Origin of the sequence: Paenibacillus silvestris, from assembly GCF_009882985.1 — a bacterium.
GTDB classification, from domain to species: Bacteria; Bacillota; Bacilli; order Paenibacillales; family NBRC-103111; genus Paenibacillus_E; species Paenibacillus_E silvestris.
This window is the reverse complement of record NZ_WTUZ01000001.1, coordinates 55,069-77,867: the sequence shown is the minus strand read 5'-3', so window position 1 is coordinate 77,867 and position 22,799 is coordinate 55,069. Positions and strand designations below refer to the sequence as shown.

At 49.1% G+C, this 22,799-nt stretch carries 2 protein-coding genes; both read right to left on the bottom strand.

All coding sequences use genetic code 11. The annotated features are described in order from the left end of the window. Positions 1-218: 218 nt before the first annotated feature. Complete coding sequence (locus GQF01_RS00195) at positions 219-13,592, bottom strand: non-ribosomal peptide synthetase (RefSeq protein WP_161404588.1); 13,374 nt, start codon at positions 13,590-13,592, stop codon at positions 219-221. A gap of 14 nt (positions 13,593-13,606) precedes the next feature. Beyond that, entirely contained in the window at positions 13,607-22,738 is a 9,132-nt protein-coding gene (locus tag GQF01_RS00190) for an amino acid adenylation domain-containing protein (RefSeq protein ID WP_456238686.1), read from the bottom strand. Between the last annotated feature and the right edge of the window lie 61 nt (positions 22,739-22,799).

The window sequence follows — 22,799 nt, the reverse complement described above, 5'->3', positions numbered from 1 at the left end:
GATCTTCAGCTCAGCCTCCGGCATCACCACGAGCGTGAAATCGTAGTTCGTTTGCTCGAACAGATCCAAGTCGCGGATGACAAATCCCGCTTCAGCCGCTTTTGTCCCTACTGTCCCTACTGTCCCTTCTGTCCCTTCACCCTCGCCAGCTTGGCCATCCGCCCCCGTATGAAGCGGATAATTCTCAAACACAAACAGATGATGCAGTAAATCTCCCTTCAGNCCTGAATCTCGGCCAGCGACACATAATCGTGCGCCGCCGTTTCCAGCGCTCGCTGCTGCACCTGCTGCAGCAATTCGCTGAATGCTGCCGACGGCTCCAGCTGCATCCGCACCGGTATGGCGTTGATAAACAGACCGACCATCGTTTCCACGCCTTCAAGCTCCGCTGGCCGTCCAGACACAATCGTCCCGAACACGACATCCGTTGAATGATTGTAAGTCGCCAGCATCAAGCCCCAGATGGCCTGCAGCACGGTGCTCAGTGTCGTTTGGTTGCGGCGCGCGATATCTTCTAGACCTGCTGTGAGGCTGGCATCAAATGTGAACTCCAGCACACCCAATTCATAACCTGCCGCCATCACTTGCTCGGTTTGCACCGGCAATACCGCGCGTTGATTATAATCCGCCAGATACTCCCGCCAGTAACCGATCGATGCTACCTGATCCTGCTGCTCCAGCCATTCAATATACGAACGATATGGTGCACCTGCCGTATAAGTTAAATGCCTTCCTGTTCGATAAGCCTCGTATAATTGTCGGAACTGCTGCACCAGAATGCCTAAGCACCAGCCATCTATTACAATATGATGGTAGCTCCAAATCACCTTATAGCTTGACGCTCCGGTTTGAAGCACCGCAAAACGCATCAGGGCATCCTTCGTCAGATCAAAGCCCACCGCCTTGTCCCGCGCGCAGTATTGCTTGATCCGCTGCTCCTGCTCGGACGCTGTGAAGTCCCGTAAATCCTCCGCATGCACCTTCACCTTCCGTGAGCTCAGCACGCCCTGTAGTGGGCGTCTGCCTTTCCCTTGGCGGAAGACTGTGCGCAAAATCTCATGCCGAGCAAGCTGCTCATTAAAGCTCTGTTCAAAGTAGGACAGCTCCAGCTCGCCTTCCATCGACATCGTCAGTTGTTCGAAATAAGCCAGTGATTCCGGATCGTACTTTGCATGAAACAGCATCCCTTCCTGCAGCGGTGACAGCGGATAAATCCGCTCCAGCTCCGCTCCCGGACATGCCTGTTCCAGCTCATCCCGCCAGGCCTGAAGCTCGTCCAGCCTCAGCTCTACGCAGCCTAAGTCTGACGGAGTCGTCTCGATTCCCGTTTGTCCGATACAGTGCTGCGCCAAAGCGCTCAAATACCCGCCAAACAACGACCCCAGTCGCTCCATCGTTTCTCTCCGGTACGCTTCCTTCGGATAGCTGAATGTAAACTGCATCCGTCCCTGCATCGTCAATCCGTTAATCGTCAGCACATTCGCTAGCTTGCCACTTGGACTAAACTGCGACCCTGATTGAGCGGATCGCGGTGAGATTTCGATGCCGCTGCCACTTGCTGAGCCTTCATCGAAATCTCCCAAATAGTTGAAGCTGATATCGGACTTCATCCCTCTGTTCAGCCCTTCTCGATAAGCCGCTGGCGTCAGATGCGTCAACACCCCATAGCCGAAGCCTTTGTTCGGCACTCTGCGGAGCATTTCCTTGACACTCTGCAATTGATAGCCCAGCTTGCCTTCCGGCACCTGCAGCACAACCGGGAACATAGTCGTAAACCAGCCGACCGTTCTCGTGATGTTCACATCCGCTCCAATATCCTCACGGCCATGCCCTTCCAGCGTAATGACCGCGCTCCTATGTCCCGACCATTCTTGCAACGCAAGCCCTAACGCCGTCAGCAACATGTCGTTCATTTCCGTCCGATAGGCACGGTGCGCTTCCTTGCGGATCGTCTGCGTATCCGCCTCCGAAAGCGTCACGCTAACCGTCTCCGCCTCCATCACCGTACATCCCTCAGAGCTGCCCTCCACAAACAGCGCATCTGCTTCCGCTTGCTCGATCTGCTGCCAATACGGCAGCTCCTTCAGCAGCTTTCGGCTGCAGGCATACCGTTCCAACTCCTCGGACCATGCCTGAAACGAGGTCGTCTTCTCCAGCAGCAAGACTGATGCTCCAGCTGCAAGTCCACGGTACGCTTCGCCGAAATCCTCAGCAAGGATGCGCCATGAAACGCCATCGACCACCAGATGATGCACGATCAACAGCAGATGATCGCCTTCCTTCGTACGGAAGAGCGCTAATTGCGAAAGCGGACCTTCGCCTAAATCCAGTCCCGCTTGAAGACGGTTCGCCGCTTGCTCCATCCGCTCCGCTGTCTCTTCCTCGCTGCCCGCTTCCTGTAGATCAATCACGTCTAGACGGAATGAAGCCGACGACGCCTCAGTGCCACGATTCCACTGCACGATGCGTCCCTCTTCCCTACGGAATACCATCCGCAGCGCATCATGATGATTGGAAACTAGTTCCCACGCCTGACAAACGTAACGTTCATCTAATCTCTCTGGGCTAAAGAGCATCACCGATTGGTTAAAGTGATGCGGCTCGACCAGACGCTCATCAAAGAACCAGCTTTGCACCGGCGTCAGCGGCACCTCACCCTCCACCGCCTCCTGCGATATGCGCAGCACCTCATTTTTTACATGCGGGGACAACTCGGCGATGGTCGGATACTGGAACAATAATTTCATTTCCAGCTTCAGATTCTCGCCTCGAAGACGAGCAGACACTTGGATGGCTTTGATCGAATCTCCGCCTAATTCAAAATAATTATCATGAATGCCGATCTGTGAATGCCCAAGAACATCCTGCCATATGCGGGCCAAGGTAATCTCCAACTCTGAGTTTGGCTCTACATAATTGGTGTCTACTATCATTTCTGGCGGCTCAGGGAGTGCACCTCGGTCAATCTTCCCATTGCGATTCAGCGGCAATTGATCCATTTGCACATACCGGCTTGGAACCATATAATGCGGAAGCTTATCGGCAAGGAAAGGCTTCACGTCTGCCAGTTGCAGATCGCCGTTCATGACGAGATAGGCACACAGGTATTTATTTTTATTGCTGTCCTCCTTCAAGAGCACTGCTGCGTAATCAATGCCAGGATGCTGCAAAATCACATACGTGATTTCCTCGATTTCTATCCGGAATCCCCTGATTTTCACCTGCTGATCCATGCGCCCTAAATATTCGATCGTTCCGTCTGGTAACCATCTCGCCAGATCACTCGTTCTGTAAAGCTTATTGCCCGTGCCAAAAGAGTTGTCAATAAACTTGTCAGCAGTCAAATCCGGGCGATTGACATAACCCAAGCTAACGCCGTCGCCACCGGCACATAACTCTCCTGGCACACCGATTGGGGCTAAGCGCCCTTGCCGATCCAATATATAAACCGTGGTATTGCCAATCGGTCTACCAATGGGAATGGAACCCGTGTAGTCCTGATCGACTTTGAAATACGTCGTGAAAGTTGTATTCTCCGTCGGTCCGTAACCGTTAATGACCTGCGTGTTAGGACAAGCTTTACGCAGCTGATTAACATGGGTTGGCGAAAGGGCTTCTCCACCGATGATCAGCTGTTTAACCCCTTGAAACATCGTCGGCTTGATTTGTGATAACTGATTGAACAGCGACGTTGTCAGCCAAAGCATCGTGATCCGATGAACGCTGAGCAGACGCTCCATTTTATCGGCACTTAGAATCGTCTCCTCATCAGCGATATATAAACGCAAGCCATTTAACAAGACGCCCCAAATTTCGAAGGTACAAGCATCAAAAACAGGAGCTCCTGTCTGCAATATCCGGTCGTCATCTTCAAATCGCACGTAATTCGTATTTTTGACTAGTCGGATTACCCCCTTTTGGGGAATCATGACTCCTTTGGGCATTCCGGTGGTGCCGGACGTGTACATGATATAGGCCAATGAATCTGGATCTTGTACCAAATTAAGCTGTAAGTTGGCATTCAGCTCATCTTCATCCGTTATAGCTTCCTGTGCTGACAGCAGCAAAATCTTCACATGTTCCGGCACATTTGGAATCAAATCATGCTTGGCAATGACCCATTCAACTTTGCAATCATCCAAAATATAGTGAATTCTGTCGCTTGGATATTTGGGATCAAGCGGCAAATAGGCTGCCCCTGTCTTCAATATGCCGAGCATGCCAATCACTGACTCCATCGATCGGTCTGTATGTAAGCCCACCTTCATCCCAGGCACTACGCCTTGCTTCAGCAAAATGCGAGCCAACCGGTTAGCCCTTGCATTCAGCTCGCCATAGGTTAACGTAAATTGCTCATAGACCAGTGCAATCCGATCAGGGCTAATCTGAACCTGTTCCTCGAATAGCTCAGCAAGTGTACGGTCCTTCGGATATTCCGCTCCCGAATTATTAAAATCATGCAAGATTTGTACGCTTTCTTGCTCCGTAAGCAAGTCCAGACTGCTGATTAGAATATCCGGATTGGCAATAATCATTCGGATCAACTGTTCCAATCGAGCCATCGCCATTTCTATCCATAATGGATCATAGACACCGGCATTATAGCGGAACTCCAGCAGAAGTTCCTCCCCAGGGACAATAATGAAATTAAAATCGTAATTTGTCTGTTCAAAGGCAGACAACCCCGTTATCGACAAACTTCCTGGAGTCTTATTCATACTGCGGTCCAGCGGATAATTTTCCATCACGATAATATGGTCGATCAGGTTTGGATTCATCGCGTTCTGCGCTAATATATCGGGCAAACCAACATAATCGTGAGAGCCGGCTTCCAGCGCATTTTGCTGCAGCTGAACGAGCAGCTCGCTAAATGTCGTTTCATCCGACCAGGCTGCACGAACTGGCACTGTTTTAATAAACAAACCAACGATGCTTTCAATCCCCGCTACATCCGCAGGCCGCCCAGAAACAACATGACCAAAAAGGATGTCATTCACCTGATTATAAGAAGAAAGAAGTATGCTCCAGGCAGTTTGTAAAGCTGTACTCAAGGTTGCTCTACGTTCGGCGGCAAGTGCTTCCAAACGTTTCGTTGTTTCCTTGTTGAGTATTTTCTTCACTTCTCTAGGCTTATACACACCGCCGTACTCTTCATCCTTTGATCTTTTGAACCAATCCAGCAATGATCCCTGCTTTTCGTAATCTTGCAGATAAGTTCCCCAATAATCTTCAGCAGCAGCTACATCCTGCTTGCGAAGCCAATTCGTATATGCGCTGTACGAAGCGGCCGGCTCCAGTTGAAGCGGTGAATTCGTCAATAGAGCATCATAGATACCCATGAATTCTCCCATCATAATATTCAAGCACCAGCCGTCCATAATGATATGATGGTGATTCCATACCATAATGAATCCGGTTTGGCTCGTCTGCAGCACCGTAAACCGCAGGAGAACATCCTTGGACACATCGAATCCGCGCGCCTTCTCCCTGTCCTGGGCCTCTTTCAAGTAAGCAAGCTGCTGCTCATTGTCCCATTCCGAAATATCTTCAACCTGCAGACAAAGCTCCCGCTGATTCAGCACAACCTGAATCGGCTGTGGCATTCTTTCAATGACATAAGCTGTCCGAAGCATCTCATGCCTTTGCATAATCAGCTCCAGACACGTCGTGAAGATATCTTGCCGGAACGGCCCCTCAAAATGTAACGTCATTTGCTCAAAATAGACTGGCGAATTCGGCTCTGACAGGGTATGATACAGCATCCCTTGCTGCATAGAATTGAGCGGATAAGCCCGTTGCAACTGAGAGCCCGGCATATATGCCTGAATCCATCCTTGCAGCTGTCTGAATGCCTCCAACGACATACTTCCGCAGTCCGCATCTGAAGGGGTCAAGACACTTTCCTTCTGATCCGCACAGAAGTCAATCAGCAGACGCAGTTCATTCGTAAACTGCTCCGCAAGTGCGTTCACTGAAATCTCGTTAAATTCAAGGTGGTTATAATGGATAAAGAACTGCATTTCACCATCTAGAATCATGCCATTGATCTCAAGGGCGTACGGACTTTCACCTTGGAGAGAAAGATCGTTGCCCGCCACAATAGGTACAATTTCAAGCCCATTCATGCTCTGCTGATTGGTCAGATCCCCCATATAGTTAAAACAGATTTCAGGTTTCAACTGGAAATTCAGAGAATCCCTATGCTCGGGTGGAGTCAAATATTTTAAGATACCGTATCCTGTCCCTTTATTCGGAATGCGGCGAAGCGTTTCTTTGATCCACTGAATTTGATTCCCAATTCCCTGATACTGGCCCATATCTAACACAACTGGATACAAAGAAGTGAACCAGCCAACTGTTCTTGAGATATCCAGATCGGTCATTTCTTCACGTCCATGGCCTTCCAGCGCTACACATACCTGCCTAACTCCACTCCAGGAGCTTACGCTTCTGCCGGCAGCCGTTAACAATAAGTCATTGATTTCTGTATGAAATGCCCGTTGAGCATCTTGCGTCAGGCGTCTTGTCTCATCCGTAGATAGCCGTACAACAGCCGTTCGACGATCCTGCAATTTCCGAGACGCTGCATCGTGGTTGCGAGGGAGCTTTGGAACAGCCATCTGCTCCACGGCCTGCCAGTAGGGAACTTCCTCCAGCAAACTCGGCTGAACAGCGTACTGCTTCAGCTTCTCCGCCCACGTTTTAAAGGAATCCGATTTCGGAGGCAGCTGCACTTCTTTGCTATCCGATGATAAGAGAAGCGCCAAATCCTCCAACAAGATGCGCCAAGAGACCCCATCAACAACTAAATGATGAATACTGATTAGCAAATAATCTCCCTCAGCGGTGTGGAACAAGCATACGCTGCACAGAGGTCCCTTCGTCAGTGCAAATTTGCTCTTCAGTTGTTCGCCTGTTTCTTCCATTTGCTCCTTGATTCGATCCGTACCTGATACATGTACAGTTGTAAAATGGAACAGTTCCTCATACTCGTCCGCAGTCGCACGATTCCAGGCTTTCCATCTTGCCCAAGCAGCTCCCTTTTCCGATTGAAAAACGAGTCGAAGCGCATCATGGTGGTTAACCAACTGGGCAAATGCTCTTTGCAGCCGCACTGCGTTTATTTCATTTCGACTATGCAACACAATCGATTGATTCCAATGATGCATTTCCGTAAAGTTGCGCTCGAAGAACCATTCTTGTATCGGAGTAAGCAGCACCTCACCTGTAACTGCTTCCTGTGATATAGTTCCTTTTACGGGCTGTACGAAAGGAGCCAGAAGAGCAATCGTCGGAAACTGAAACATGGATTTCAGCTCTAGTTTCAGCCCATCGCGATATAGGCGCGAAGAGACCTGAATCGCTTTAATCGAATCTCCTCCAAGATGGAAGAAGTCATCATGCCGTCCAATGCGCTGGGTATGAAGCACGTCCTGCCAATGCCGGGCCAAAATCTTTTCCGTATGTGTAACGGGCTGAGCATAAGCGGACTGACTGCGGATGGCTCCATCCGGTTTAGGAAGCGCCTTCCGGTCCAGCTTACCGCTCGACGTTAACGGGAACTGTTCGATGACGACGAATTGCGCAGGAATCATATATTCCGGTAGCTTTTTGCCCAAATGGGTGCGAAGCTCCGCCACCGTCAACGTATCCTGTTCCAATTGTGCGGACTGTCTGAGAACCAGGTAAGCAATCAGCTCGCTTGACTTCGCTGCTTCTTGATTTACGATTAGGCTAGCTTCCTGAATACCTTCGTGCTGTAATAACACCGATTCTATTTCCTCAAGCTCAATCCGGTAACCGCGAATTTTGACCTGGTGATCGATCCTGCCGATATATTCGATATTTCCATCCGGCAGCCATCTGGCCAGATCGCCTGTCCGGTACATTCTAGTTCCTGGAACAAACGGATTCGCTACAAATTTCTCTGCCGTAAGCTCCGGCTTATTCAGATAACCTCTGGCCAGGCCAATTCCTGCTATATACAATTCACCTGTTATACCGATTGGCGATAGTCGTTCTTCTTCATCGAAAATATATAGCTGCACATTATCAATCGGCTTCCCAATGGGCACACGGCTCAATTTCGCTCGCCCTGTACACACGAAATGCGAGACATCAACCGTAGCTTCGGTAGGTCCATACAGATTAATCAACTGAGTGCCATTACTGGCGTGCAAGGAACGGTTGAACCGTTCAACCTGCATGAGCGGCAAAGCTTCACCGCTGGCAAAAACACATCTAAGGCTCGCAAGCTCCTCTACATGATCGTGCTGCTCGATATGCTCCAAAAATGCCTGCATCATGGAAGGCACGAAATGTATGGTTGATACACGATGTTTCATAATCGCCTGTGCCAGAGCTCCAGGGTCCTTCTCGTCTCCCGGCGCAAGCAAGCATACCGAAGATCCGCTGAATGCCCACCAGAACAATTCCCAGACCGATACATCGAACGTATACGGCGTTTTCTGCAAAATAATATCCTCTTGTCCGATCGGATACTCGCGATGCATCCAATGAATACGGTTGACAACCGATTCATGTTCCACCATGACGCCTTTAGGCTTCCCGGTCGATCCTGAGGTATAAATAACATAAGCCAGGTTGGACGAGACACATGGCGAAGCTGGATTGCTTCTGTCTGCCGAATAATTTGCGGTTTCATCCAACATAATGAGTTCACCCGTAAATTCGGTTGGGGCCTTATCTATGAAAGAAGGCATGGATAGAAGCAGCTTCGTTTGACTGTCTTCCAGCATGTAAGCTATACGATCCGTGGGAAAATGTGGATCAATCGGTAAATATGCGCCGCCTGCCTTCAAGATAGCCAGAAGGCCGACCATCATTTCCTGCGAACGCTCCACCATGATGCCAACAATGCTGTCTGGTACTACGCCTTTATCTATCAATGTACGTGACAAGCCGTTCGCCTTTTCATTCAACTCGCCGTAGGTCATCGACCAATTGTCTGAAAATACGGCTACCGAAGCAGGATTACGCGTTGCCTGCCTTTCAAACCATTCATGGATCGTCTGATTTCTCGGATAATCCGCGTACGTGTCATTAAAGCTTTGCAAAATCTTTCTTTCTTCTTCCTTATGCAAGAGTGAAATGGCGGATAAAGAAAGAGAGGGCTGGCTTACGACCTGACGTAAAATTTGTACAAAATGCTCCGCCATATGGCGGATCGTTTCCTCATGAAATAGCCCGGACCGATACTCCAGTCCAAGGAGAAGCTGTCCATCATATTCCATGCCCTCCAGAATAAGATCAAATTTCGCTGCACGCTCTTCAAGCGGCAGCATATGAACTTGTAAAGTGTCATTCGCATCAAGCTGAGGTGCGAAATCCATATTCTGCAGGACGAACATCGCATCGAATAATGGATTGCGATTCACATCTCTGACCACATCCAATTGAGTTACAAGCTCTTCAAACGGATAAGACTCATGTTCAAACCCTGCTAACACGGTTTGTTTAATCTCTGCCAAGCAGTCTAGAAATGACTTGCTTTTCGTCGGATAGGCCCGCAATGCCAGTGTGTTCACAAACATGGAGATCAACCGCTCTGCATCCGGATGATTTCTTCCTGCCAATGGGCTTCCGACCACGATGTCCTCTTGACCGCTGTATTTGGACAGCAGGACAAAATAAGCGGCGAGCAGCACCATATACAAGCTTGTACCTGTTTCTACAGAAAGTCTGCGTAATTTCTCCGTAAGCCCACTATCGACGGAAAACGATACTCGACAGCCTTCCTCTCCTTGCACCAATGCCCTTGGGGCGTCCGTCGGCAGCTGCAAAACAGGTAGCTCACCTGTAAACTGCTGAAGCCAATAAGCTCGATCTCGAAGTAATGCTTCAGCCGACAATTGTTCGTTCAGCCAGCACGCATAATCTTTGTATTGAATCGACAGCTCAGGCAGGGCTGCTCCTTGATAAAGAGCAAGCAGCTCTTCAAACAAGATTCCCTGCGACACACCATCGGAAATAATATGATGCATATCGATAAATAAAATGTGGTGATCGACGCCGCAAGTAATCAGGCCACCTCGGAGAAGTGGGGCTTGCGCCAGATCAAACGGCTTCATCCATTCCGTGAATACTTCCTTCACAGCAGATTCGTCTGATTGGCATTCTTGAAGCGTAAACTCCCATTCATCGTGAATATATTGCCAAGGTTTATCATCGATTAATGTGAAAGAAGTACGCAGCGATTCATGGCGCCCAATCAAAGCATGAAAAGCGCCAGCCAATCGGTTCTTATCCAGCGGCCCGTTTAGTCGAAGCAGCCCTGGCATATTGTAGCTCATACCCGAAGGGGCGAATTGATGTAAAAGATACATTCTGTTTTGCGCTGGAGACACCGGATAATAAGTGCTGACTGCAGCTTGGGGGATCGCTGTAAATTTTTCTTTATTTGCCCCCTCCATATACGCAGACAAGGCAGCAATCGTTGGTAAACGGAAAACTTCCCGCAGGGGTACGCTTGTATCAAATTCCTTATGAATTCTCGACACCAATACAGTCGCTTTCAAGGAATGCCCGCCTAGAACAAAAAACGAGTCATGAATACCAATGCGCTCCACGTCTAAGATTGCTTGCCACATCTCCACAAGCTTGTGCTGCGTTTCTGTAGCTGGCGGAACATACGCGGTTCCTGTCCGCACGGTGCCATCCGGCTTCGGCAAACTTTTACGATCCAATTTGCCGCTTGTTGTAAGCGGAAATTCCAGTAAATGAACAAAATGCGATGGTATCATATAATCCGGTAAATCCTGCCCCAAATGTTGGCGCAGCTGCTCGATTGTCAACAGATCTTCTTCGCCTTCCTGCGGCTTACGCATAACGAAATAAGCACACAGCTCCTGATTCGCTTCCGAATGGACAAGAACCGCCGCTTCACTAATACGTTCATGTTTCAGCAGAACCGCTTCAACCTCGCCCAATTCCAGCCGATATCCGCGAATTTTAACCTGATGATCAATCCTGCCGACATATTCGATATTGCCATCAGACAGCAGACGAGCCAGATCGCCCGTTTTATACATGGTGGTTCCCGGTATGAAAGGATTCGCAACGAATTTATCTGCCGTCAAATCCGGTTTATTCAAATAGCCCCTCGCCACCCCTACGCCGGCAATGCACAATTGCCCTGCAAGGCCGATGGGCAGCAAATGATTCTCGTCATCGAGAATGTAGAGGCGGATATTGTCAATAGACTTACCGATCGGCACGCGATCGAGCTTATCTTCTCCTGTGCAAACAAAATGAGTCACGTCTACAGTCGCTTCCGTAGGGCCGTATAAATTGACCAATTCCGTTCCGATGCTTGCATAGATCAGGTGAGAAAAACGTTCAACCTGCTGCGGAGTAAGCGCCTCACCGCTTGAAAAAACTCGCTTAAGCCCCGACAAGGCGTGTGCACATCCGTGCAGCTCTACATAATCCATGAAAGAGTTCATCATGGACGGTACAAAATGCATCGTAGTAACATGATGATTGCCAATCGTTCTGACTAAAGCTTCCGGGTCCTTCTCATCTCCGGGACTAAGCAAACATACAGATGCCCCTGCATATGCCCACCAAAAGAGTTCCCAAACCGAAACATCAAAGGTATAAGGTGTTTTCTGCAAAATAACATCTTCTGCACCAAGCGGGTAAACACGCTGCATCCAGTGAATGCGATTCACAACCGATTCGTGCTCAATCATGACGCCTTTCGGTCTTCCGGTAGACCCGGAGGTGTAGATGACATAGGCTAAGTTGTGCGGCCTGCAATCAGAAACGACCTGACTGGCATCGGATGAGAAACTGCTCTCGTCATTCAGCAGCAGATATTCACCAGCGAACGAAGATAGGTGCTGTACACAATCCGTATGAATCAGTAATAGTCTTGATCTGCTATCTTCGAGCATATAGGCGATGCGTTCCTGTGGAAGATTCGGATCGATCGGCAGATAAGCTGCTCCCGCTTTTAGAATCGCCAGAATACCAATCAGCATATCCGGAGAGCGTTCCGTCATAATCCCTACGATGTCGTCTGGTCCAGCTCCTCTATGCTGCAGGGTTCGCGCTAGACGGTTTACCCTTTCATTCAGCTCCTTGTAGGTCATCGTCCATTCATCGGAACGAAGGGCGACTCGGTCCGCCGTCAGCGCTGCCTGCTCTTCAAACCAGCCATGAATCGTTTGAAGGTTGGGATAATACGCCTCCGTTTCATTCAATAGCGATTGTATTTGCCGCTGTTCTTCCTCGTCCATTAGTGTGATGTCTGCGACAAGTGCCTGCGGATTAGCCGCAATTTGCTTCGCCACATGCAAGAAGTGTCCAGCCATCGCTTCCATCTGCTGGTTATTAAACACCTGCCGGTTATAGCCGAATTTCATTTGCAACTGCTCGCCTGGGAAAACCATGACACTGAAATCATAATTGGTGTGTTCGCTGAACACGGCATCTACGAATTGGAAGCCGATATCCGGGCCTGATTGGGAAGAGCTTACCTGCTGCTCTAGCGGATAGCTCTCAAAGACAAAAATATGATCAAACAGCCCTTGTTGCAGCTCGCTCACGGCTTGAATATCCGCTAACGAAGCATAATCATGCAGGCCGGATTCCAAAGCGCTGCGTTGAGTTTCCTGAAGCAGCCCTGCAAAGGTGGTCTCGAATCCCCATTGGATTCGTACAGGAATCGTATTGATGAACAAACCAACCATTGTCTCAACACCGTGAAGTTCAGCGGGCCGTCCAGAAACAACCACACCGAATACAACATCCTTGAGACTGTTATACTTAGACAGCATAATCCCCCACGCCGCCTGCATCACAACACTTACCGTCGTTTGGCAGGTGCGAGCAAGATCCTCAATCTGTTTGCTCAATTCAGTTCCCAGTTGAAGGAAATATTCCCCTCCCTCATAGCCTTTCGCTTGCGATGAGTTCCGACCGGGAAGCGGACTAACAAGCTGCTCGTAGCCTTTTAAATATTGCTGCCAATAGTCAATGACCTCTTCTTTATCCTTGTTTTCCAGCCACTTAATAAAGCTGCTATATGGAAAAGCTTCTTCCAATTGCAGCTGGCTGCCACTGAGTAACGCCTGGTAATGGCTGACAACATCCTGCAAAATAATGCCCAGACACCAGCCATCCATAATAATATGATGGAAACTCCAAATCGTTGTGTACTGCTCGAAGCCCGTTTCCATGACAGCTACCCGAATCAGCATATCTCCTGACAGGTCAAAGCCCTGTTCCATGTCTAACGATTTGAACCGTTCGATATACAGATTTTGGCGGGTGCTCTCCATATCGGAAATATTCTCATAGTGAACGGACATTTTCCGCTCTTTCAGCACAACCTGAAGCGGACTTTGCACCTTTTCATAAACAAAAATCGTGCGCAATACTTCGTGCCTTTGGATCGTTTGATTAAGGCTTTCTGCAAACAGTCCGATGTCTAGCTTGCCGCGCAGTGTCAATGATATTTGTTCGAAATAAGCCGTTGATTGACGATCGAACAGACTGTGAAACAACATGCCTTGCTGCATCGGAGAAAGCGGATATATTTTCTGAATATTAGCATGAACACTCATTGGACTACCCCCAGCTATATTTTAAGTTTTCCGCTTAGCATAGCGGAGATGTCCTGAAGCTCCTCAACAGACAGCTCTACATGTTGCCCTACATCAGACGGGGTAAGTACTGCTTCTTTCTTGTCCACACAATGTCTTACGATGGTAAGCAGTTCCTGTTTAAACAGCTCGGCCAGCCCCATAATTTGGCGATCCTCAGAATCCTCTACCGTACAAATAAAATCAAATGTCAGCTGCCCCTCCGTCAGTAGACCGATTACATCCAACTTATGAGCTCGCTCGCCTTTCGGGCTTGTTGAATTGCCTCCTGGCAGAGAGGAGGTTGTGAACAATCCATCCTGAGCATCCAGCCCGAATTCGCCTAAATAGTTGAAGCTAATCTCTGGTTTAAAAGGGAAGGTCAGATTCGGCTTAAGCTCATTCGGCGTTAAATAGCGAAGTGGTCCGTAACCGAACCCTTTATTCGGAATTTTTCGAATCATTTCCTTAGTCGCAATGATGTGCTCGGACAACTGCTCCTTCGACCCCCTACGCAAAATAACAGGGTAAATCGAAGTAAACCAGCCGATCGTTCTTGTAATATCTACGCCGGTCATTATTTCTTCCCGTCCGTGCCCTTCCATATCGATAACGGCATGCGGAACATTCAGCCATGAGGTCAATGTCAAGCCGAGTGCAGCCAGAAGCAAATCATTGATCTCCGTGTGATAAGCTCTATGTGCCAGACTGAACTGCTCTGTCTCCTCTTTAGTAAGTCCCACAGAATGAACACGAATTTCCTTGGATTGGCTTACCTGATCGAAAAAAATCGGGACGTAGGAAACTTGCTCCAGACGCTCCCAATAAGCGGCTTCCTTAAGCAGTTTTCTGCTGCGTGAATACAGCTGAAGCTGTTCAGACCAATCACGGAAGGAGGTTGTCTTATCCTCCAGTACGATCTCCCTACCTTCCATGAGCTGGGAATACCCGCGTACAAAATCGTCCATTAATATCCGCCAGGATACACCGTCGATCACAAGATGATGAGCTGCGATCAACAAATGATCACCGGTCGAAGTATGAAACATACCTGCCACCACAAGAGGTCCGTCCTGCAGATTCAGGCTGCTTTGCAGTTGATTGGCTGCCTGCTCCACGAGGTCCGCCGGCTCCAGCTCATCCCTCATATCAAATGTGGCAATACGTACGCGATTCTCTTCCGATCTTGGCTTCTCGTTCCATTGCATCATTCGTTCGTCGCTTTCCCGGAAAACGATGCGAAGCGCATCATGATGCTCCAGCAATTTATTCAGCAAGCGTTCAACATAGCCAGGGTTTAGACTATTTTCACTTTGCAGCATAACCGACTGGTTCCAATGATGAATGTCTGCCGGACGATATGCGAAGAACCAGTGTTGTATTGGCGTCAAAGGTATTTCACCTTCAACAGGAGCCTGTGAAATAACCAGTTTTGATGCCGTTATATGCGGAGCCAGTTGAGCAATGGTTGGATATTGGAATAAGTTCTTCATCTCCAGCTTCAACCCATACTTTTTCAAACGAGCCGCAATTTGAATGCCCTTAATGGAATCTCCGCCTTCATCGAAAAAGTTATGATGAATGCCAATACCTGTACGGCCCAGTACCTCCTGCATAACTTCAAGCAAGGCTTGCTCCGTTTCGCTGCGAGGCGCTGCGGCTTCCAAGGCTGTGGCCACTTCCAAATTCGGAACAGGCAGCATTTTTCGATTTATTTTGCCATTGGAGGTCAACGGTATGCTCTCGATTCGCTCGTAATAAGCAGGTACCATATAAGTCGGCAATGTTTGTGCGGCGTATTCTCTCAGGTGGCCTGCTGTCAGCTCCTCGTCTGTAACGAGATACGCGCACAAATATTTATCGCCTCTTTCATCGGTACGATCAATTACAACGGCTTCACGAATAGCAGGATGGGCCAACAGCTTGCCTTCAATTTCTTTAGGCTCAACCCTGTGTCCGCGAATTTTAATTTGTTGATCCTTCCGCCCCATATATGTCAGGATGCCGCCTGGTTGCCATTTGGCAAGGTCACCAGTCCGGTACATCGTTTCGCCTGGTTGAAACGGATTAGGCAGGAATTTCTCTCGTGTCAACACGGGATTACCCAGATAACCCCTCGCCACCCCGTCGCCTCCGACGAATAATTCCCCTATAGCACCAATAGGCAGAATACGCATTTGCTCATCTAGAACGTAAGCTGTAGAGTTGCTGATCGGTTTGCCAATCGGAATGGGTCCGTTCTGACTCAGGTCAATCGGGTGATACGTGGAAAAGGTCGTATTTTCCGTTGGTCCGTATCCATTCACGATCCGCAATTCCGGAGAGCGTTCTAGCGCAATCTTGACATGAGGCCAGGATAAGCTTTCTCCGCCTATGATCAGATATCTCAGCGTCGTGAACAGATGCTCTCTTTGCTTCAGCAGCTCGTTAAACAACGGCGATGTTAGCCACATGATTGAAATAGCCTGTTCGTTTATAACCTCTTTGAGAAGGTCCGCATCCAAAATGGTCTCTTTGGGGTATAGGTATAAGGGAATACCATGCAAAAGAGCAGCCCAGATTTCAAACGTTGTGGCATCGAAGCCTGTGGCTCCTGTAAGCAACATCCGGTCTTCCTTCATAATGTCAACATAATTGGTGTTCATAACCAGTCTGACGACATTCCGGTGCGTGACCATTACACCCTTGGGCTCACCGGTGGAGCCGGAAGTATACATGACGTAAGCTAAGTCTGAAGCTTGATTCACTTCGGGCAGCGGTTCCCCGTAACCCGAATAGCTGTCTTCAGCATCCAAGTCAATCATCATAACGGGAAGTTCGAGCTTTCCAAGTGATTTCGCTCTCGTCAGTACGCAATGACTTGCGCTATTCGCCACCATGTAAGCGATACGTTCAGGCGGCATCTCTGGATCCAAAGGTAAATATGCCCCTCCTGCTTTCAAAATGGCCAGCGTTGCGACTATCATATCGATCGATCGATCCAGCAGTATGCCTACAACATGATCCGGCTGCACGCCTTTCTGTCTTAAAGAAGTGGCAAGACGATTCGCTCTAACATCTAAATCTGCGTAAGTCACAGTCTGTCCTTCTACATTCAAAGCGATATGCTCTGGCGTTCTGGCCGCCTGCTCTTCAAACAACCGATGAATCGATTTCTCTCTAGGATAGACAGAACGTTCCGGATTGAAAGCCAGTATACGCTGCTGTTCTTCCCACGATACATGTTCAAGCTCTCCAAGTTTCGTATCGGGATTGAGACAAATACTCGTCCATATTTGTACAAGCTGCCTGGATAAATTCTCTATGGTTTCCCTCTCGAACAGGTTGACAGCGTATTGGATCGTAAAGCCAATTTCCTCTTCCAGCTCGACGGCTTCACAGGTTAAGTCAAATTTAGCGGTCTGGTAACTCCAAGGATAAGGACTTAAGCTAAGCTCTTCGGAATGGTACTGCTGTTCCAAATGGTTATGAAGCATAAAAACAACATCAAACAGCGGATTCCGATCCGTCTCTCTCCCCAGTTCCAGCTTCTCTACCAGCGTCTCATAGGCATAATCCTGATGAGCATGGGCTTCAATTACGAGATCACGAATTTCGTTCACATATTGAATAAACGTCTTATCTGCAGAAGGATGGCTTCTTAATGCGACCATATTGACGAACATGCCGAGTAGTTGCTGCACATCAGGAAGTGTTCTTCCCGCTACAGGCGAGCCTACTATGATATCCTCTTGGCCTGTACAGCTATGAAGCAGCACCTTAAAGCCAGATAATAACGTCATATACAGCGTTGTTCCCGTATGAGCAGCTAATTCCCTTATTTGCTTCGACAGTTCCTTGCCAAGTGTGAACGTGCAGCTGTCACCCTCAAAGCTTAGAAAAGAAGGTCTAGGCCGGTCCTCCGGCAGGCTTAACACAGGAATATGGTCTGCAAACTTGTCGAGCCAGTACTTCTCCTGATTGTGATAAGCCTCCGTTTGCTTAAATTGCTGCTGCCAAATTGTATAGTCCGTATATTGGATTCTAAGAGGAGGCAGCATATCGCCATGATACAAACGTATAAATTCCTGCTGGAGAATTTCCAGTGATAAACCATCTGATATACTATGATGCATATCCAGCATAAGGATATGCTGGTCTGCCTCCACTCGGATCAAACCTGCCCTGAATAACGGAGCCTCACTCAAATCAAAGGGTCTGATGAAGCTTTGCACTAGCTCTTCCGTTTGATCAGCAAGAGCCTCATAAGAGACTATCTGCACATCCGTTTCTGGCACAACTCTTTGAACCAGCTCGCCGTCCACAACATGAAACGACGTTCGCAGCGCAGCGTGCCTGTCCACCAACTGATGAACGACTCTTTCGAAACGGGAGGCATCAAATAGTCCCTTCGCCGTTATGAAGAGCGGCATGTTGTAGCTGGTGGAAGCCGGCTCGAACTGATGCACAACATACATTCTGTGCTGTGCGGAGGATAGCGGATAATACGCTCTTCTGGCTGCCGGAAGGAGGATGGCTGAACCTTCGCTTTTCACTGCAAGCTTGATGCAAACAGCCAGCTGTGAAACCGTCGGATGCAAGAAAATATCCTTGAGCGAAAGCCCGATTTCAAAGGCACGCTCTATCTCTGTCATCATTCGTGCTGCCTTCAGTGAATTTCCACCTATTTCGAAAAAGGAATGATCGAGCCCGACGGGACTATAACTCAAAACCTTTTCCCATATTTCAGAAATTTTACGTTCTAATTGTGTCTCTGGCTTACGATAAATGACAGACCCAACAAGCTGGTCTTCTGGTTCAGGCAAAAGCTTGCGATTGATCTTCCCATTCGCCGTTAGTGGAAGACTCTCCATTTGAAGCAAATAGGAAGGAACCATATAAACCGGGAGTTTGCTGATAATAAATGCTCTCAGTTCAGCTGCATCGACTGGGGATTCTGCAACCAGGTATGCGCAAAGAATCGTTTCATTGCTCTTGTCCTTCCTGCCGATCACTGCCGCCATACTTACTGAGGGGTACTGCAGAAGTACAGCCTCAATGCCAGCGGGCTCAATCCGGTAGCCACGAACTTTCAATTGGTCGTCGATACGTCCCACATATTCAATCGATCCGTCTGATAACCACCTAGCCGCATCTCCGGTACGATACATCCTTGTCCCAGGCTCAAAGGGATTCTCAGCAAACTTGTCCGAAGTCAGTCTGGCGTCATTCAGATATCCCCTTGCAAGACCGTCACCTGCAATACAAAGCTCTCCCTGAATTCCGATTGGCAGGAGTCGGTTGTTAGCGTCTACGATGTAGATACGGGTATTCGCAATAGCTTTGCCAATCGTCACATCTCCCACTGTGGTCACTTCCTGAATAGTTGACCAAACCGTCGTTTCTGTTGGGCCATAGACGTTATAAATTTGCGCCTGTGTCACCTGCAGAAGCTGTGCCTGCAAGGAAGCTGGAAATGCTTCTCCGCCTACCAGCAGCAATTTCAGTCGCTCGAGACCTAATGCTGCCACTTGATCCTGACAGAGCATCCCCATTCTGGATGGCGTCGTTTGCATGATTTCCACTTGCTGCTCGATCAAGAGCTTACTTAATAAACGCGGTTCTCTTTGCTCCGACTCGCTCGCCATAACGACCTTTAACCCTCTGGTCAACGGCAGCAGCGTCTCTGTCACGAAAATATCAAAGGAAACCGTCGTTAAAGATACGATCGTCCGGAATTTCTCAAAGGGTATTCTGAGCAGCATGCCTTCTATAAAGTTATGGACCGCGCGATGCTCCAGCATGACTCCTTTCGGTTTACCCGTCGATCCCGATGTATAAATAACATAAGCCAAATGTTCAGAGCTGCTGTTGGATAGCAGATTCGTAGAAGCCAGGCTAGCCTCCCTGATGATTTCCTCCAACTGGATGGTTTCGCCCGAAAAGGTTAAAGGTGCTTTATTGGTATCATTAACTAGAAGCAAAGCAGCCCCGCTATGCTCCAGCATGTAGCTGATCTGCTCCTCTGGATAATCAGGATCGACTGGCAAATAAGCAGCGCCTGACTTGAGCACGCCCATAAGGCCGACCAGTAATTCGAGGGATCGGTTCACCATAACCGCTATAATCTGATCCGGCCCTGCGCCCTTGCTGCGCAGCAGGTGAGCCAATCGGTTGGCTTGCATGTTCAGCTCTGCATAGGTTAGGGACATCCCTTGCGACACGACAGCAATTTGATCGGGCGTTCGATCCACTTGCGCTTCGAACAGCTCATGGATCATTTTATCCTTGGCATAGACATGATCTGTCTGATTAAAAGCAACAATCAGTTCCTGCTTCTCCTCGGCTGTCACTAAGTCCAGATCAGCAATGACCGTCTGTGGCCGCTCTACAAGCTGATTTAAGATTTGAATAAAATGCGAGGCCATCCGGCTCACTGTTTCACGCTTAAAGAGCAGGCTATTAAACTGCAAGGAAAACGCAAAGCGCCCATCTTGTTCACTCGCTTCGAGCAAAAGCTCAAAAGGCAAGCTAGTATGCTCCAATGGATATGGCTTGGCCGTAAAATCTGTTGCATGCCATTGAGCCTGACCCGCGTTCTGCATGATAAACATGCCATCAAACAAAGGATTGCGGCTTATATCCCGGGGTACACGCAAACGATCGACCAAATGATCAAACGGATATTCCTGATGCTCGAACGCTTTCAAGGCCATCAGCTTCCCTTCCTCCAGGAATGCTGCCAGCGTCTTATCCGGTTGTGTATAGCCTCTCATTGCGAGAGTATTAATGAAAATACCTATCATTTGCTGTAAATCTTCATGTGTTCTGCCTGCAATCGGTGTCCCTACGATAATATCTTCTTGACCTGTATACTTGGCCAAAAGCAATTGAAATGCTGCTAAGAAGACCATAAAAGGCGTCATCTGCAGCTGATAATTCAGTTGAGCAACTTTTTGCGTCAAATCTTGATCTAACTGAAAATACATATATTCGCCCTTGAAGCTCTGCACCGCAGGTCTCACAAAATCAGCAGCAAGCTGCTTGAGCGGCAGCTCTCCGGCCATCGTTTGCAGCCAGAACTGCTCCTGCAGCTGGTAAGCCTCGGCGTGCACCCTCTCAGCCTGCCATGCGGAATAATCCTTATATTGAAGCTGCAATTCAGGGAGCTTCTTGCCTTGATATAACTCAGATAACTCCGAAATTAACAAACGCAGCGAGACAGCGTCGGAGATAATGTGATGCATATCCAAGAGCAAAATATGACGTTTTTCCGATATCTTCACCCTACCAACTCTAAACAAAGGAGCCTGATCTAGACGAAACGGACGAATAAACCGCTTAATCGTCTCCGAAATTTCTCTTTCATCCGCCTCAAACGTTTCAATTGGACACTCCATTCTCTCGGCTATCTTCTGCACGGGCTCATCTTGAACAAGCTCAAATGATGTACGAAGTGTTTCATGCCTTATCATTAAGGCTTGAACAGCTCCTTCCAGCTTGGCTTCATCCACCGTTCCCGCGATTTCGAGACCGCCAGTTATATGATAGAAGGTTTCATCTCCTTCAAGCTGATCGAGCATAAACATCCGTTTCTGTCCCGAAGAAACAGGGTAATGCGCCTGCTTTTCGACTTTCCGAATAGGCGTATAGGCAGTGCCCGTATGTAAAGAAGATTGCTCCCGTAAAAAAGAAGCCTGTTCTTCAATTGTTGGTTTGGAAAATATAACTGGAAGCGGAAGCGGATAACCCAACTTCTTATGTATGCTTGATACAAGCTGGGATGCTTTCAGGGAATGGCCGCCGATTTCAAAAAAATGATCACGGATGCCGACCTGCTTGACCCCCAATACTTCCTGCCAAATGGATACAAGCTCCCGTTCCAGTTCATCCCTTGGCGCTATGTGTTCAACGCCAGTTCTTAGATAACTGTGGGGCGAGGCTAATAGCGCCTTGCGGTCGATTTTGCCATTTACGGTCAAAGGAATCTGCTCAAGGCGGATATACTGTGATGGCACCATATAAGCTGGAAGTCCCGCCTGCATATACGTTCGCAGCTCGCTAATCGTTACTTCCTCTCTCAGCACAACATAGGCACACAGCTCGGTCTGTTCCTGAAGCTCCTGGGCAAGGACCGTTGCTTCCTGCACGAAGAGATGGCTGAGCAGACGATGCTCCACTTCGCCAATTTCGATCCGATGACCGCGAATTTTGACCTGGTGGTCAATCCGGCCCAGGTATTCCAGCTCGCCATCTACCCGGCGCTTCATTAAATCGCCGGACCGGTACAACCGCTCTTGCGGCCAGTACGGGTTGGTCACGAACCGCTCCGAGGTCAGCTCATCCCGGTTTAAGTAACCACGCGCCACGCCGTCTCCGCCTACGTACAGCTCTCCAGCTACGCCAACTGGCACAAGCCGCCTTTCGCTGTCCATCACGTAGCCCGTTACCGTCGGCAACGGAAGGCCGATCACGCTCATCTTCGACGCAAGCTCCGCTTCCGTAATTTCCTTATACGTCACATGCACTGTTGTTTCCGTAATCCCGTACATGTTCACCAGCGTAATCTCCGGGTACGCCGCTTTCCATGGCTTCAGCATCTGCGGCTGCAGCGCTTCACCTCCGAAGATCACATACCTTACGGCCAGTTTGGGCTGCTGCAATCCTTTCGATTCTTCGCACGCTTCCCGGATCAGACCATAGAACGCCGTCGGCGTCTGGTTCAGCACCGTAACCCCTTCCGCGATCAGCAGCTCCAGGAAGGCCGCCGGACTTTGCGCGACCGCTCTTGGCACAATCACGCAGCGTCCACCATACAGCAGCGCCCCGTACATTTCCCAGACCGAGAAATCAAAGCCGTACGCATGGAACACGCTCCACACATCCTCGGCCCCGAAGTCGAATGGCAGCTGGTCGTTGTGCAAAAGCTGCACGACGTTGCGGTGCTCGATCATCACGCCCTTGGGCACGCCCGTCGTTCCCGACGTGTACAGCACATACGCCAGGCTGTCCGGACCATGGACCGCAGGCAGATTCTCGCCTAAACGCGCCGCCAAGTCGCTATCTGCGGTCGTGACCAGTCGCACGGGCTGTTCAAAGAGCAGTCCCTCCTGCTCATCCGCGGACAGCGCGCGGTCCGACAGCAGCACAGCTGCGCTGCTGTCGCCAACGATATAGCGAATCCGCTCCAGCGGATAGTCGGGATCAATT